General features: G+C 65.8%; 14 protein-coding genes and 1 pseudogene. 2 read left to right on the top strand and 13 right to left on the bottom strand.

The window, feature by feature from the left end:
- Positions 1–2: 2 nt before the first annotated feature.
- Positions 3–368 (bottom strand): VOC family protein, encoded by a 366-nt coding sequence (locus OOZ48_RS17985; RefSeq protein ID WP_269500210.1) that lies wholly within the window; start codon positions 366–368, stop codon positions 3–5.
- A pseudogene (locus OOZ48_RS17980) lies at positions 363–1,280 on the bottom strand (ketopantoate reductase family protein); the annotation flags it as partial. The pseudogene OOZ48_RS17980 and the gene OOZ48_RS17985, both read right to left, overlap by 6 nt.
- Before the next feature lie 109 nt (positions 1,281–1,389).
- Between OOZ48_RS17980 and OOZ48_RS17975 the strand changes: the two are divergent.
- A complete protein-coding gene (locus OOZ48_RS17975; protein ID WP_269500197.1) occupies positions 1,390–2,070 on the top strand; it encodes a TetR family transcriptional regulator in 681 nt (226 codons plus the stop codon).
- 27 nt (positions 2,071–2,097) lie between these two features.
- Here OOZ48_RS17975 and OOZ48_RS17970 read toward each other — a convergent pair whose 3' ends face one another.
- From OOZ48_RS17970 to aroE, 10 genes are all read right to left on the bottom strand, one after another.
- On the bottom strand, positions 2,098–2,844 hold the full coding sequence (locus OOZ48_RS17970) for an ABC transporter ATP-binding protein (protein ID WP_269500196.1): 747 nt from the start codon (positions 2,842–2,844) through the stop codon (positions 2,098–2,100).
- Positions 2,845–2,848: 4 nt separating this feature from the next.
- Positions 2,849–3,592 (bottom strand): ABC transporter ATP-binding protein, encoded by a 744-nt coding sequence (locus OOZ48_RS17965; RefSeq protein WP_269500195.1) that lies wholly within the window; start codon positions 3,590–3,592, stop codon positions 2,849–2,851.
- Entirely contained in the window at positions 3,589–4,575 is a 987-nt protein-coding gene (locus tag OOZ48_RS17960; protein ID WP_269500194.1) for a branched-chain amino acid ABC transporter permease, read from the bottom strand. The genes OOZ48_RS17965 and OOZ48_RS17960 overlap by 4 nt, the downstream gene beginning before the upstream one ends.
- Before the next feature lie 11 nt (positions 4,576–4,586).
- Positions 4,587–5,462 (bottom strand): branched-chain amino acid ABC transporter permease, encoded by an 876-nt coding sequence (locus OOZ48_RS17955; RefSeq protein ID WP_269500193.1) that lies wholly within the window; start codon positions 5,460–5,462, stop codon positions 4,587–4,589.
- Between the two features lie 129 nt (positions 5,463–5,591).
- Entirely contained in the window at positions 5,592–6,749 is a 1,158-nt protein-coding gene (locus OOZ48_RS17950; protein ID WP_269500192.1) for an ABC transporter substrate-binding protein, read from the bottom strand.
- Between the two features lie 47 nt (positions 6,750–6,796).
- Positions 6,797–8,557 (bottom strand): thiamine pyrophosphate-binding protein, encoded by a 1,761-nt coding sequence (locus OOZ48_RS17945; RefSeq protein WP_269500191.1) that lies wholly within the window; start codon positions 8,555–8,557, stop codon positions 6,797–6,799.
- 15 nt (positions 8,558–8,572) lie between these two features.
- The gene (locus OOZ48_RS17940; RefSeq protein WP_269500190.1) at positions 8,573–9,406 is read right to left on the bottom strand and encodes a citryl-CoA lyase; all 834 of its coding nucleotides are present in this window, start codon (positions 9,404–9,406) and stop codon (positions 8,573–8,575) included.
- A 2-nt stretch (positions 9,407–9,408) separates the two neighbouring features.
- Entirely contained in the window at positions 9,409–10,611 is a 1,203-nt protein-coding gene (locus OOZ48_RS17935; protein ID WP_269500189.1) for a CaiB/BaiF CoA transferase family protein, read from the bottom strand.
- Positions 10,612–10,677: 66 nt separating this feature from the next.
- Positions 10,678–11,583 (bottom strand): DMT family transporter, encoded by a 906-nt coding sequence (locus tag OOZ48_RS17930; protein ID WP_269500188.1) that lies wholly within the window; start codon positions 11,581–11,583, stop codon positions 10,678–10,680.
- A 13-nt stretch (positions 11,584–11,596) separates the two neighbouring features.
- On the bottom strand, positions 11,597–12,406 hold the full coding sequence (gene aroE / locus OOZ48_RS17925) for a shikimate dehydrogenase (protein WP_269500187.1): 810 nt from the start codon (positions 12,404–12,406) through the stop codon (positions 11,597–11,599).
- 167 nt (positions 12,407–12,573) lie between these two features.
- On the opposite strand from aroE, the gene OOZ48_RS17920 reads away from it, so the two are divergent.
- Positions 12,574–13,377 carry a sugar phosphate isomerase/epimerase family protein gene (locus OOZ48_RS17920; protein WP_269500186.1) on the top strand — a complete coding sequence of 268 codons (804 nt, stop codon included), beginning with the start codon at positions 12,574–12,576 and terminating at the stop codon, positions 13,375–13,377.
- A 28-nt stretch (positions 13,378–13,405) separates the two neighbouring features.
- On the opposite strand, the gene OOZ48_RS17915 is transcribed toward OOZ48_RS17920, so the two are convergent.
- On the bottom strand, positions 13,406–14,575 hold the full coding sequence (locus tag OOZ48_RS17915) for an acyl-CoA dehydrogenase family protein (protein ID WP_269500185.1): 1,170 nt from the start codon (positions 14,573–14,575) through the stop codon (positions 13,406–13,408).
- Between the last annotated feature and the right edge of the window lie 229 nt (positions 14,576–14,804).

Below are 14,804 nucleotides of genomic sequence, written 5' to 3'. Positions count from 1 at the left end.
TTTCAATACTCAAACAATTCGAGCGCGATGCCGTCGGGTGTGCGCAGCCAGTTCGGGCCTTGCGGCAGGGCGGTCACCGGCCACTCCGCGGCCCGCGCGAGCGCGGCCTCCAGGCCACGCACCCGGATCGCGACATGGGCGATCCAGGGCTGCGCCGGCGCGGCGTCGGTGGCTGCGCCGGAGGCGGCGATGAGCTGGATGCCGCCTTCGAGCCAGACCTGGCGCGGCGCCTCGGGCGGGCCGTCGGCCTCGCGCAGCGGCATGCCCAGGACGGCCTCGAAAAAGCGGATGTTCCAGTCGATGTCCGCCACTCGCACAGCGACGTGGTCGACACCGGGCGGGCGCTTGGGTGCCACCTGCCCCAGCATGCGCTCGATACCCTGGACGCACGCAACCAGCGTGCTGTTGACCGGCGTCGCGATGCCCAGCTGGGCGCCGCGTTCGACCACGGCACCATTGACGAAATCGATCTCGGTGACGCTGCCCTTGTCCAGGCTTTGCAGCATCGAGGTCCGGAAATCCGCCGGCAGGCCGGCGCCGGCCTTGCGCCAGGCCTCGAGCGGATCGCTGAAGGTCAGGCGCACCCCGCTGGCGTGGGCGATCTCCATCGCCTCGCGCACCGCCGCCACGCCCACCGCCTCGAGAGGCGCGAATTCGTACAGCGGTCCATAAGGCATGCGCGCAATGGCGGTGACCGCACCGGTGGCCACGTTGATCAGGAGCTTGTCCCAGATCGTGCCCATGATGTTGTCGCTGACCTCGATCAGCATGCCGGCGCGCTCGAACTCGCCGGCGACCGCGCGCACCCGGTCGGTGACGCGGCCGTCGAGTTCGCCGATCACGGTCTCCTTGCCGCGCACGCCGTAGATGATGTGCCCCGGCCCGAGCAGGCTGCCGCCGACATAGGTCTTGCCGGCCAGCACGCGCTCGCGGCCGACGTACTCGGCCAGGATGTCCTCATGGCCCAGGCCGTTTTGCAGGGACAACACGAGGGTCTGGGGGCCGAGCAGGGGCCCGGCCTGGTCCATGGCCTCGCGCGTATGGAAGGATTTCACCAGCAGAATGACCAGGTCGACCGGACCGACCCCGGCGGGCGAGGTCTCCGCCCGGATGCGGACGCGGCGCTCGCCGTCATGGTCGCGCAGGCGCAGGCCCTCGGCGTTGATGGCGTCGACGTGCGCCGCGTTGCGATTGACCAACGTCACCTCGGCGCCGCCTTGTGCAAGGCCCGCCCCGATGGCGCATCCCAGGGCGCCCGCGCCCAATATACAAATCTTCATCCCGTCCTCCAGGCCGTCGTCCGCCTTATGACCATCCCATTCTAGGCGGGCGGTCATCGTGATTAAATGCAATAATCCAAATGTGATCCATTGAGTATTTAAATACCCTATGTCCGGCTCACCGCTGGCATCCGGTTCGCCCGACGCCACCCCTCCGAAAACGCCCGCCCGCGGCCGCAGCAATGATCCCGCAGCCACCCGCCGGGACATCCTCGAGGTCGCCATCCGCGAGTTCGCCAAGAAAGGCCTGGCGGGCGCGCGCATCGACGAGATCACGGCGCAGACCTCGACCAGCAAGCGGATGATCTACTATTACTTCAAGGACAAGCAGGGCCTGTACCTGGCCGCCCTCGAGGAATCCTATCGCCGGATCCGCGCCATCGAGGGGACTTTGCACCTCGAGAGCCTGCCGCCCGACGAGGCCATGCGCACGCTGGTGGGCTTCACCTTCGACTACCAGTCCCGGAATCCCGATTTCGTGCGCCTGGTCATGAACGAGAACATGCTCCACGGGCGCTACCTCGCGCAGTCCCCCTCGATCAAGGACCTCAACATCCCCGCCATCAACGGCATCCGCGAGATCTACGCCCGCGGCTGCGAGGAAGGCCTGTTCCGTCCCGGCCTGGACCCGATCGATCTCCACGCCTCGATCAGCGCGCTGAGTTTCTTCAACGTGTCCAACCAACATACGTTCTCGCTGATCTTCAAGCGCGACGTCATGGCGCCCGCGACCTACGCGCGGCGCAGACGCAACGTCATCGAGCTGGTCCTGCGCTACATGCTGGCCTGAGGGCGCGCGCACGCCCTCGCCAGACGGTCATACGGCGTCGGTCGTGGCCTCATCCGGCAGGCCCGCCCCGAGGAACAGGCGCTCGATGTTGGGATCGAGCAGCAGTTCGGCGGCGGGCTTGTGCAGCACGCAGGCGCCCGAGGCCAGCGCAATGGCATCGTCCGAGACCTTGAGCGCGCTGTTGACGTTCTGCTCGACCATGAGCACCGTCATGCCTTGCGACACCAGATTGCGCAGCAGTTCGAACACCCCCGCCACGATCTGCGGCGACAGGCCGATGGACGGTTCGTCGATCAGCAGCACGCTGGGACGCAACAGCAGCGCGCGCCCGATCTCGAGCTGCTTCTGCTCGCCGCCCGACAGGGTCGAGGCCTGGGAATGCAGCCGTTCCTTGAGCCTGGGAAAGCGGTCCAGCACCTCGGGGATGCGCTCGTGCGTGGTCTTCATGCCCAGCGTGATGCCGCCCAGCTCCAGATTCTGGTAGACCGTGAGCTGGCCGAACAGGTTGCGGCCCTGCGGCACGAAGGCCAGACCCTGGGCGAGAAGCTCGCGAGGTCCGGCGCGCGTGATGTCCTGCCCGTGCAGCAGGATCTTGCCCTGACGGACCTTGAGCAGGCCGAACAAGGTCTTGAGGACCGTGGACTTGCCCGCCCCGTTGGGCCCCAGCAGCAGGGTGATGGCGGCTTTGCGGGCCTGGAAGGACAGCTCGTTGAGGATCATGAAATCCTTGTAGCCGGCCACGACACCCTGAAATTCGATTGCAATGTCGGACATGATGTCAGCTTCCCAGATAGGCGTCGAGCACACGCTTGTTGGCACGCACCTCGGCGGGCGTGCCCACCATCATCACCTCGCCCTCGACCATCACCAGGATGCGGTGGCACAGGTCCATGACGAAGTCCATGTTGTGCTCGATCACCACGAACGAGCCCTGGCGCCGCTGGTTCAGTTCCTTGAGCATGCGCGAGATGCCACCCACCAGCCGCGGGTTGACCCCGGCGCAGGGCTCGTCGAGCAGCACCAGCGAAGGATCGCTCATGAACGCCATGGCGATGTCCACGAGCTTTTGCTGACCATAGGACAGCGAGCCGGCGGGCTTGTGCTTGACGTGCGCGATATTGAACAGATCGATGAGTTCGTCGGCCTTGCCGCCCAGCCCCGAATCCGTCGGCGCGAACAGCCGCCGCAGCATGGTGCCGCGGTGCTCTTGCGCAGCCACGATCAGGTTGTCGCGCACCGTCATGTTGCCGAACACCTGCAGGGTCTGGAAGGTGCGTCCCACGCCCTGCATGCTGAGCTGCTGCGGATTCAGCTCGGTGATGTCCTTGCCGTTGAGGAAGATCTGGCCGGCATCCGGCCGGATCTGCCCCAGCATGCTGTTGAACATGGTGGTCTTGCCCGAGCCGTTGGGCCCGATCACGCCGAAGATCTCGCCCGGCATGACCTCGAAGGACACGTCGCGCACCGCCTGGATGGCGCCGTAGGATTTCTTGAGCCCCTTGACGCTCAGTATCGGGTTCATGCGCCCCTCCTTGCCTGCGTGGCGGCGGTGATGCGCGCCGCCTCATGTGCCTTGGCCTCGCGGCGGGCGATCAGCGCCTGACGCAGGGACAGCAAGCCGCCCGGCAGCCAGACCATCAGAATCACGATCACCCCGCCGAACAGCAGCAGGTACCAGCCCTCGGTAAAGCGCAGCCACTCGGGCGCGAACACCCCGATGAACGAGCCCAGCACCGGCCCCAGCAGATAACCGGGCCCGCCGAGGATCACCATCAGGAACATGAGGATGGAGATCTGCACGTCGAAAGGCGCGGGATCGATGAATTGCACCAGCGAAGCGAACAGCGAGCCGGCCACCCCCGCGTAGACGCCGCCGATGGCGAAGGCCAGCAGCGTGTAGCGCTGGATATTGACCCCCAGGCTCTCGGCGCGGATCGGATTGTCGCGCAGGGCCGTGAACGCCTTGCCCCAGGGCGAATGGATCAGCCACCACAACAGCAGGAAGGCGATGATCGCGAAGGCCAGCACGAAGTAGTAATACGGGATCGCCCCCTTGAAGACGTAGCCGAACAGGCTGGGCCGCGCGATGCCCGAGATCCCGAATGTGCCGCCGGTGAGCCATTCCTCGTTCTTGAGGATGAGCACGATGATTTCGTTCAGGCCCAGCGTGGCAAAGGCCAGGTAGTGCATCTGCACGCGCAAGGCGGGGAAACCCACCAGCAGGCCGAGGATGAAGCACAGCACCATGCCCACCACCATGGCCGGCCAGAAATCGACGCCGGCTTGCATCAGGATCGCCGAAGTGTAGGCGCCGATGCCGAAAAAGGCGGCATGCCCCAGGGCCTTCAGGCCGGCGTAGCCGACGATGAGGTTCAGGCCCAGATTGGCAATGACGTAGACCAGCCAATAGGTCAGCAGGTAGACGCCGTAGGTCTTGAAGAAATGCGGCGCGATGATCAGCGCGACGATGCTCAGGATGCCCAGGATCCAATTGATTTTTTTCATGGCCGTCCCCCTCAGACCTTGCGCTCTGTGGGCGCGCCCAGCAGGCCGTTGGGCTTGAACAGGATGACCAGCATGAACAGCGCCAGCGCCGCGCCGTCCTTGTAGGCCGAGGACACGTAGGCCCCGATCAGGTTCTCGCTCACGCCGATGATGATGCCGCCCAGCAGGGCGCCGCGCGAATTGTTGAACCCGCCGATGATGGCCGCGAGGAAGGCCTTCAGGCCCAGGGTGATGCCCATGTCGAACTTGGCCAGGTACAGCGGCGTGACCAGCAAGGCGGCCAAGGTGGCCAGCATGGCGTTGATCGCGAACGTGTAGAACACCATCCGGTTGACCTTGATCCCCAGGATCTCGGCCGATTCGGTGTTCTGTGCCACGGCCTGCATGGCGCGGCCTGTGACGGTGCGCTGCAGGAACGCCTGCAGCCCCACGACCACGATGAACGTGACGATCAGGGTGCCCAGGTCGCTGGCCGATACGTGGACGCCGGCGATATTGAAGACCTCATAGCCGAAGATATTCTTGAACGGCAGCGCCTGCGCGCCGAATGAGAGCTGTACGCCGCTGCGCATGATCAGCGCCAGGCCGATGGTGGCCACGACCAGCGGCATGACGCCGTATTTGCGCATCGGGTCGACGATGCTGCGCTTGAAGCCATAGCCCAGGACCGCGGTCGCCACGACGAGCGTCAGAAAAAAGCTGATCAGCAAGGGCACGCCCAGGGCCTGGAAGGCCAGCATGGAGAAGGCCGGCAGCATGACGAACTCGCCTGTCGCGAAGTTGATCGTGCCGGAGGCTTGCCACAGCAGGGTGAAGCCCAGGGCGGCCAGGGCATAGATCGCCCCTGTGGCCATCCCGGAGATTATGAGTTGTGCGAAATCTATCATTTGGGCTTGCGCCTATACGGATGGTGGGTCGGCATCCCGTCTCGGGCGGCGGCCATGGCGCGTGACGCCGGGGCCGTCCGTCCGCCGCCCGCGGGAATGGATCCCGGGGAGCGGCGGCCAAGTGCCGGCTTACTTCTTGCCCAGCGCAGGCAGGACCTCGATGACTTTCTGCTTGCCGTCGACCACTTGCACCAGGAAGCTTTCGCGATCCAGGTCGCCCTTGTCGTCGATCGACACATCCATCAGGACGCCCGGATGGTCCTTGGTCGAGATATGGATGCCGTGCAGGGTCTTGGTCACCAGCTCGCGGTCGAACTTGCCGGCCTTCTCGATCGCGGCCTTCAGGATGTAGATGCCGGTGTAGCCCTTGATGCCGTTGTGGTCGGACACGTATCCATAGGCCTTCTGGAAATCGGCACCGAACTTCTGCATGCCCGGGGCGTCCACGGTGAGGCCGACGTGGGCGATGGCGCCCTCGGCGGCGGGGCCGGCCAGGTCGATCACCTTCTGGCCGGTGAGGGTGGTCTCACCGATGATGGGCTTGTCCCAACCTTGCTTTTTCAGCTCGCGCAGCAGGCGGGCGGATTCTTCTTCGTTGAGGTAGGCGAAGATCGCATCGGCGTTGCTTTGCTTGGCCTTGAGCACCGCCGAACTGAAGTCCACCTGGCCGGTGGAGGTCGAGATGTCCTCGACGACCTTCACGTGGGTGCTCTTGAGCGCCTCGATGATGGCGTCGCGCCCGCCCTTGCCGAAGTCGTTGTTCACGAAGATGACGGCGATGCTGTTGATGTCCTTGCGGCCGTCCAGATAACGCGCCACCTTGGGCATGGCGTCAGCCTGGGTCAGGCTGGTGCGAAAAACGTAGGGGTTGCCTTGCTGGGTGATGGATGCAGCCTCGCCGCCGATGAAGTTGGGCACCTTGGCGGCCTCGGTGGTGGCCATGCTGACCATGATCGAGCCCGAGAACACCGGGCCGAACACGGCGAAGGCGTCATCGTCGATCGCCTTCTGGGACAGGCCCTTGGCGATTCCGGGGTTGGTCTGGGTGTCAGCCGAGGTGGTGACGATCTGGCGCCCCAGGACGCCGCCGGCGGCGTTGATTTCCTTGATGGCGAGGTCCGCACCGTTCTTGAAGTTGGTGCCCGCCGTGGTGCCCGGTCCGGTCAGTTCGACGACTTCGGCGATTTTGAGCGTGTCGGCCGCCAGCGACGGCGCGGCCAGGCCGGCCGTCGCCAGGGCGAGGGCGCCCGCGAGGGCGTATTTTTTGAACAGTGTGTGCGTCTTCATGCATGTCTCCTTGTGTGAAGTCGTGTGGCTGCTGCGTGGTTGAACCGTCAATCTACGCTGACATGGGAAATCTTTTGGCCGGGTGAGTAGATGTCCAGAATGTTCCAGTGTCCTGACGTGGGAACTGGATTATTACGCATCAAGACATCGATGACGAATGGTTTCTTGCTGCTTATAGCATGCGTGAGCGCATCCTTGAATTCTGAAGCGCTCTGGATCTGGACGCCCTCGGCGCCATAGGCCCGTGCGATCGCCGCAAAATCGGGGGTGTAGGGTTTGCCGTCCTTGACGAAAACCGTGCCCAGCGTGGTGCCATAGTGCGCTTTCTGCAGACCGGCGATGGTGCCGAAGGCGCAATTGTTCATCACCACCCACACCACGGGGATGTTTTCCTCGACCGCCGTCGCCAGCACCGCCGGGTTCTGGCCGAAACCGCCGTCGCCCACCAGGGACACCACCACGCGGTCGGGGCAGGCGAGCTTGGCGCCCAGGGCGCCGGGCGCGCCGAACCCCATGGTGGCATAGCCGCCGGGCGTCAGGATGCTGCCCGGTTCGTAGACGGGGAACTGCTGGCCCACGCCGTTCTTGTTCCAGCCCACGTCCGTGGTGATGATGGCGTCGCGCGGCAGGACCTCGCGCACCTCGGCCAGGATGCGCTCGGGCATCATGGGGAAGTCGTTGCTCTGGATGGCCTCGACGTTGCCGGCTGCGAACTCGCGGCGGTAGTCGGCGATGCGCTGGCGCAGGGGCTCGTTGCGGCGCGGCTCGGGCAGCATCTCGCGGGCCACGCGGTTGAGGACCTTGAGGGCCTGGCGCAGGTCGGCCACGGCACCGATTTGCGCGGGATAGTTGCGGCCGATCTCGGCCGGATCGATGTCGATGTGGATCAGGCGGGTCGGCGGGAAGCTGAAGGTGTACTCGTTTTCCCACGAGCTGCAATCCGCCTCGGTAAAGCGCGTGCCCAGGCCCAGCACCAGGTCGGCCTCGCGGCAGGCGTCATTGACGAACTGCGTGCCCCAGAATCCGGTCATGCCCAGCGTCAGGGGATGGTCGTCGGGCAGCACGCCCTTGCCCATCAACGAGTGGGCGACGGGCAGGCCCAGATGGTCGACCAGTTCGGCGAGTTCCTGCGCCGCGTCGGACAGGATGACGCCGCCGCCGGCGTAGATGACGGGCCGTTCGGCATCGATCAGTTCCTGGACGATCCGCCGCGCCAGCACGTCGTCGATCGAGGGTTTTTCCAATTGCTTGGTGTGGGCCCGCAGGCGCTCGAACAGGGCCGTGTCGATCTTCATCGAGAAGATGTCCATGGGCACCGACACCAGCACGGGGCCGGGCCGGCCGCTTTCGGCCAGTTGGAAGGCCTTTTCGATGATCTCGGGGAACAGGTCGGGACGGTCCACGCGCCAGGCGCGCTTGACGAAGGGCCGGTAGATTTCCCACTGCGCCGCGTCGGCGTGCAGGTTGACCTCCTGGTGGGGGTGCTTGCCGTGATAGTGGCTGGGCACATCGCCGGCGATGACCACCACGGGGATCGAATCCAGGGCCGCGTTGGCGATGCCGGTGGAGGCGTTGGTCAGGCCGGGGCCGAGGTGACTGAGGACGACCGCCGCCTTTTTGCGCATGCGCGCATAGCCATCGGCCGCGTGCGCGGCGATCTGCTCATGGCGCGAATTGACGAAGCGGATCGAACTGCCCTCCAGCGCCGTCAGGACGGCGATGTTGGTGTGGCCGCACAGGCCGAAGATGTGCTCGACGCCGCGTTCCTCGAGGTAGCGGACCAGTTGGTGCGAGATCAATTCTTGCATGATGTCTCCGTTGGCTTACTTGACGGATCCCGTTTCAGGGCCGGTATAGGCGTAAGGGATGCTGGGCGGCATGGGCCCCTTGATGCGGCGGCCTTCCTGCATCTGCTCCCAGGCATGGGCGAGGATGCCGACGGAGCGCGACAGCAGGAAAATCCCGCGGCCCAGTTCGGGGGCAAAGCCCAGCTCGGAATAGATGACGGCGGTCACGCCATCGATGTTCATGGGAATGTGGCGCCCTTTTTCCCGTTCCAGGACGGCCTCGACCCCGCGGCCGATGGCGGCGAATTCCCCGGTCACCACGCCCTCGGCGACGGCCTCGTCGACCAGGGCCAGCAGGCGGGTGGCGCGCGGGTCGCGCGGATGGAAGCGGTGGCCGAAGCCGGGCACGATCTTGCCGTGTTCGGCGCGGTAGGCGTCCAGGGCCTGCTGGATCGGATCGTCGGCGCCCTGCTGGGCGCGCGCGCGGCAATCCAGGTAGAGCGCCATGCACTGCTGGCCGGCGCCGCCGTGGACATCGTCCAGCACGTTGACCGCCGACCCCAAGGCGCCGTTCAGGTCTACCCCGCAGCTGATGGCCATGCGCGAGATGGCGATCGACGGGGCGTGCGGCCCGTGGTCCACGGCCGAGACCAGCGCCGCCTCGAACAGGCGGGCCTGGGGCTCGGTGGGCAGGGTGCCGCGCAGCATCAGCCAGATCATCTGGGCAAAGCTGACCGTGCCGATCAAATCCTGGATGGGATAGCCGCGGATACCGATCTTGCCCGGCTCGATGTCGATGATGGCGGTGGACCACCAGCGACTGGCCTCGTCGATCCGTTCATCCGCCTGCGGTGTCTGGCTGCGAGTCATATCTATACCACGTCATTGGCGCGCATGGCGCCGATCTCGTCCCGGGCATATCCCAGGTCCTGGAGAATCTGGTCCGTGTGGGCGCCCAGCGCCGGCGGCGGCGTCTCGACGTCGGGGTCGCCGCCCGCCATCTTGAAGCCGGCGCGCACCACCTCGACGGGGCGATCCACGCCCGGCACGCCTTCGAAGCGCGCCGTCAGTTCGCGTTCCTGGATCTGAGGCAGGGCCAGCGCCTCGGGCACGGTCAGGACCGGGCCGGCGGGCACGCCAATGCCGGAGAGTATGTCGGCCCAGTCCCGCGCGGACTTGGCGGCAAGCGCCTGTTCGAGCTCGATGGTCAGGGCGGCCCGATTCTGCTTGCGCGTCTCGCGACGCGAGAAACGCGCGTCCTCGATCAGCTCGGGCCGGCCGATGACGCGCATGAGGGCCTCGAATTGTTCTTGCTTGTTGGCGGCGATGTTCAGCAGCCCGTCGCCCGTGCGGAACGTCCCGGAGGGCACGGCGGTGAAGTTTTCATTGCCCATCGGGCGGGGCACCACCCCCGCGATGAGGTAATTGGACACGACCCAGCCCATGGTGACGATGGTGGAATCGAGCATCGAGACGTCGATGAAGTCGCCCTCGCCCGTGCGCTGCTGGCGGACCAGCGCGCTGGCGACGGCGAAGGCCGCAGTGATGCCGCCGATGGTGTCCGCCATGGGATAACCCACGCGCAGCGGCGCCGAGGCTTCGGACCCTGTGATGCTCATCACGCCGGACAAGCCCTGGACGATCTGGTCGTAGGCGGGTGCGCCGCGCATGGGGCCGTTCTGCCCGAATCCAGAGATCGCGCAGTACACCAGGCGCGGGTTGGCCGCCTTCAGTACCTCATAGCCGACGCCCAGCCGATCCATGACCCCGGGGCGGAAATTCTCGATCAGCACGTCGGCGCTGCGCACCAGGCGCAGCAGGACTTCGCGGCCGGCTTCGGACTTGAGGTTGAGCGTCATCGAGCGCTTGCCGCCGTTTTGCGCGAGGAACGAGGCGCCCATACCATTGGCGTTCAGCGTGGCATCGGCACCCAGTTGACGCGCGAGGTCGCCCGTGCCGGGGACCTCGACCTTGATCACGTCGGCTCCCTGCAAAGCAAGCTGATACGCGCAAAAGGGGCCCGCCAGGACGTTCGTCAAATCCAATACGCGGATACCCTCGAAGGCCTTCGTCATTGCATTCCTCTCGTCACAACCCGATGAGCATCGGGTGATCGGACGTACTTTAGAACACAATTCTATTCAACGCAACCGCTTTATGGAATGAAATTTTGACGACCCATATTGCAACACGCGCCGCACCGAAATCATCAGGCCGCCGGCGGCGATGACCAGGATGCCGATCCAGGACACGGCATCGGGCACCGTGCCGAAGACCTGCCATCCCAGGAAGGCCACGAAGACGAGCTGGAAATAGCTGTAGGGGCCCAAGGTCGCAGCGGGCGAATACGACAAGGCCTTGGTGATCACCATGTGACCGGTGGCGGCAATGCAGCCGGCGCCGCCGACCAGCAACAGATCGATCCAACTCATGGGCTGCCAGACATACGGCATCGCCGGCAGGAGCACCACCGCACCCACCATGCCGGTATACAGGTTGCTGGTGACCGGATGCTCGGAGGCGCGCGTCGAGCGGGTCAGGATCTGATAGAGGGCATTGCAGACGGCTGTGCCGATGGGAAACAGGATCGCCCAGGTCAGCAGGCCGCCGCCCGGCCGGGCGATGATCAGCACCCCGGCAAAGCCGCAACACACGGCCACCCAATCCATGCGCCGGGCCTTTTCCTTGAGCAGCAGCCCCGACAGCAGCGTGACGATCAACGGGGCCAGGAACAGAATGGCCGAGGTCTCGGTCAGCGGCAGACGCGCGAAGCCATTGATCACCAGCATGCTGGCGCCGAACAGGCACAGGCCGCGCAGCAGCTGCAGGGGATAGCTGTGGGCATGCAGCACGCGCCAGCCCATGCGCGGTGCAAAGACCAGGGCCAGGACCAGGGTCTGCCCCGTATAGCGCGCCCAGATGACCTGGGTCAGGGGATAGAATTCAGCGAGATACTTGGTCGCGGTATCCAGGAAGGCGAAACAGAGGCCGGCCAGGCACATGAGCGCGGGCCCCAGCCAGGGCCGCGCGTCGCCTTGAGTGTCCATAGTTTCCCGGCGCCTACCTCAGCATTGCCATGACGGGCTCGACGTCGGGCCGGCTGCCGCGCCACAGGCGATAGGACTCGGCCGCCTGGCCGACCAGCATGCCCAGGCCGTCCGACACCCGGGCCGCCCCCAATGCGCGGGCGTCGGTCATGAACGCCGTATCGCCGTCGCCGTAGACCAGGTCGTAGGCGAGCGAACCCGGGGCAAACACGCTGTCGGCCAATGGCAGATGAGCGCCCGTCAGGCTGGCCGAGGTGGCGTTGATCACCACGTCAAAACGCCCGCCGGCGACCGCCGCCAGCGGACCGGCCTCGACCTTGCCCGCCCGGCGCCGTTCACCCAGCAGGTCGTGGGCCTTGTGCTCGGTGCGATTGACCAGCAGCAGGTAGTCGGGCCCGGCCTGCAGCAAGGGCAGCAGGATGCCGCGCGCCGCGCCGCCCGCCCCGATCACCAGCAGCCGCCGGCCCTCGAGGGCGACGCCCAGGCGGTCCTGGATGTCGCCGACCAGGCCGACCCCGTCGGTGTTGTCGCCATGGACGCCGTCCGGTTCGAACTTCAGGGTATTGATGGCCTGGGCCGAGCGTGCGCGCTCGGACAGCGTATCGGCGAACTCCAGGGCATCGAGCTTGAACGGCGCGGTGACGTTCATGCCCTTGCCGCCTTCGGCAACGAACCGGCGCACGGTGTCGGCGAAGGTCTCGTGCGTCGCCAGCAAGGTGCCATAGTGAATGTCATGCCCGAACTGGCGGGCAAAGGCGGTATGCAGGATGGGGGACTTGGATTGGGCGATCGGATTGCCGATCACGGCATAGCGGTCTGTCATGGCACGCTCCTGCGGGCGCGAGGGAAAAGGTGTAAGCATACGGTGCGGGTATCTTAGCGTAAACCCGGGGGCGTAATGGCGGGAACTGGATTTTGTTTTGATGTTGCGTGGTACAGAATTTAATTCTATATTAATCGGCAAACAGCCTTCTTCGAGGAATCCTTCCCATGGCCTTCCAGTTTTCGCTCGCGCATCTGACGGTGCTCACCTGCCCTCCGACCGAGATGATCCGCATCGCGCAGCGCACCGGCTACGCTTTCGTCAGCCTGCGGTTGACGGCCGTCACCCCGACGGAGCACGTGTTCGCCCTGCAGGACGACCGCGCAATGCTCAAGGAGGTCCAGGCCCTGCTCGCCGACACCGGCGTGCGCGTGCTCGATATCGAACTGGCGCGCATGCCGCCCGAGATCGAGCCCGAGACCTACGCCGCCGTCCTCGACACCGCCGCCGAACTGGGCGCGCAGCACATCCTCGCCCAGCTGCCCGATCCCGACCGCGGCCGCGCCACCGAGCGGTTCGCGCGCCTGTGCGACATGGCCCGGCCGCTGAACCTGTCGGTGGGCCTGGAATATCCCAGCTGGACCGAGACGCCCGACCTGCGGGCGGCGGCCCAGGTGCTGCGCGCGGTGAACCGCCCCAACGCGGGCATCGTGGTCGACACGCTGCATTTCGACCGTTCGCGCGACAGCGTGGACGAACTGCGCGGCCTGCCCCGTGAATGGTTCCGGTTCGCCCAAGTCTGCGATGCGGCCGCCGAGATCCCGGATACGGTCGAGGGCCTGATCCACACCGCGCGCAGCGAGCGCGAGGTGCCGGGCGAAGGCGGCATCGACATCCGCGCAATCCTGGACGCCATGCCGGCCGTCCCCTATTCCCTGGAAATCCCGAACGACGCCGCCCTGGCCAAGCTCGGCCACGAGGAATGGGCGCGCCGCTGCATCGACGGCGCACGCCGCTATCTGGGGGCCTGAGCCCCCGTTCTGTCTGGCGGCCGGCGCCCTACAGGGTGCCGTACAAGGCCTCGCCATGCTTGCGCAGGCTGCGGGCCACGACGCTGCGGTGGACCTCCGAGGTCCCGTCGAAGATGCGGAATATCCGCGCATCGCGGTATAGGCGCTCGACGGGCAGGTCCGCGCAATAGCCCATGCCGCCATAGACCTGGACGGCGCGGTCGGCCACGCGGCCCAGCATCTCCGAGGCGTACACCTTGGCCATCGAAATCTTTTCGCGCGGATCCTTGCCGTTGTCGATGTCCTGGGCGGCATCCCACACCATCCAGCGCGCCGCGTTGATTTCGATGGCGCTGTCGGCGAGCATCTGCTGGATCATCTGGAAATCCCCGATCGCCTGGCCGAACTGCTTGCGGTCATTGGCATAGGACACCATCAGGTTCAGCAGGCGCGTCGCCTTGCCCACCGCCCGCGCGCACACCTGGGCCAGGCGCACCCGGCCCAGGGTCTGCAGGATCTGGCCGAACCCGGTGCCTTCGGCGCCCAGCAGGCAGTCGCCGTCCAGGGCCACGTCGTCGAAATGCAGCTCGACGTGGCTGGTGCCGGTCAAGCCCATCATTTTCTGATTGCGCCCGACCACCAGCCCGGGCAGATCCTTGTCCACCAGGAACAGCGAAATCCCGCGCGAACCCGCCTCGGGATCGGTCACCGCCGAGACGACGAAGAAATCCGAGAACTCGCCGTCGCTGATGAAGTGCTTGCTGCCCTTGAGCCGCCAGCCCTCGTCCTGGCGCACGGCGCGGGTGCGGATCGCGGCGGCGTCCGAGCCGGCGCCCGGCTCGGTGATGGCGATCGAGCAGGTGCGGTCGCCGCGCACCGCCGGCAGCAGCCAGCGCTCGCGCTGGATCTCGTTGGCGCCCAGCAGAACCTCGTACACATTGCCGAAGGCGCGCCGGATCAGGATGTCCTTGGCATGGCCGAACTGTTCCTCGACCAGCATGGTGTCCAGCGCCGAGAGTCCGCCGCCGCCGAATTCCTCGGGGATGTTCATGGCATACATGCCGTTGGCGCGGGATTTCTCGAACAGCGCGCGGGCCAGCGCCGGATCCAGACTGCCCGTTTCTTCGATGCCTTCCTCGAGCGGCAGCAATTCCTGCTCGACGAATTTGCGGACGGTTTCTACCAGCATGGTTTGCTCGGAGGACAGGTTCAGATCCATGGATGAGTCTCGGTGGGAAGTCGAAAGGAGAGCCGGCGGCCGTCCGGGAAGAAGGCCTTGATTTTAGAATTCAGTTCTAAAATAGTCAAAGACTCTGGAGCGCCAGCCGCGCTTCACGGGTGCGGAGCAGGCAACAAGAACGCCCCACGAGGGGGCGTTACGCGGCAACGGCAGGCGGTGAAGGACCGCCGGAATTCACCCTGTGCCGGGCCGCCCCTGGGGACTGCCC

The organism is Castellaniella sp. S9, from assembly GCF_027257175.1.
In the GTDB taxonomy this organism is placed as follows: domain Bacteria; phylum Pseudomonadota; class Gammaproteobacteria; order Burkholderiales; family Burkholderiaceae_B; genus Castellaniella.
The sequence above is the reverse complement of the archived record's forward strand: the minus strand, read 5'-3'. Positions and strand labels throughout refer to the sequence as shown.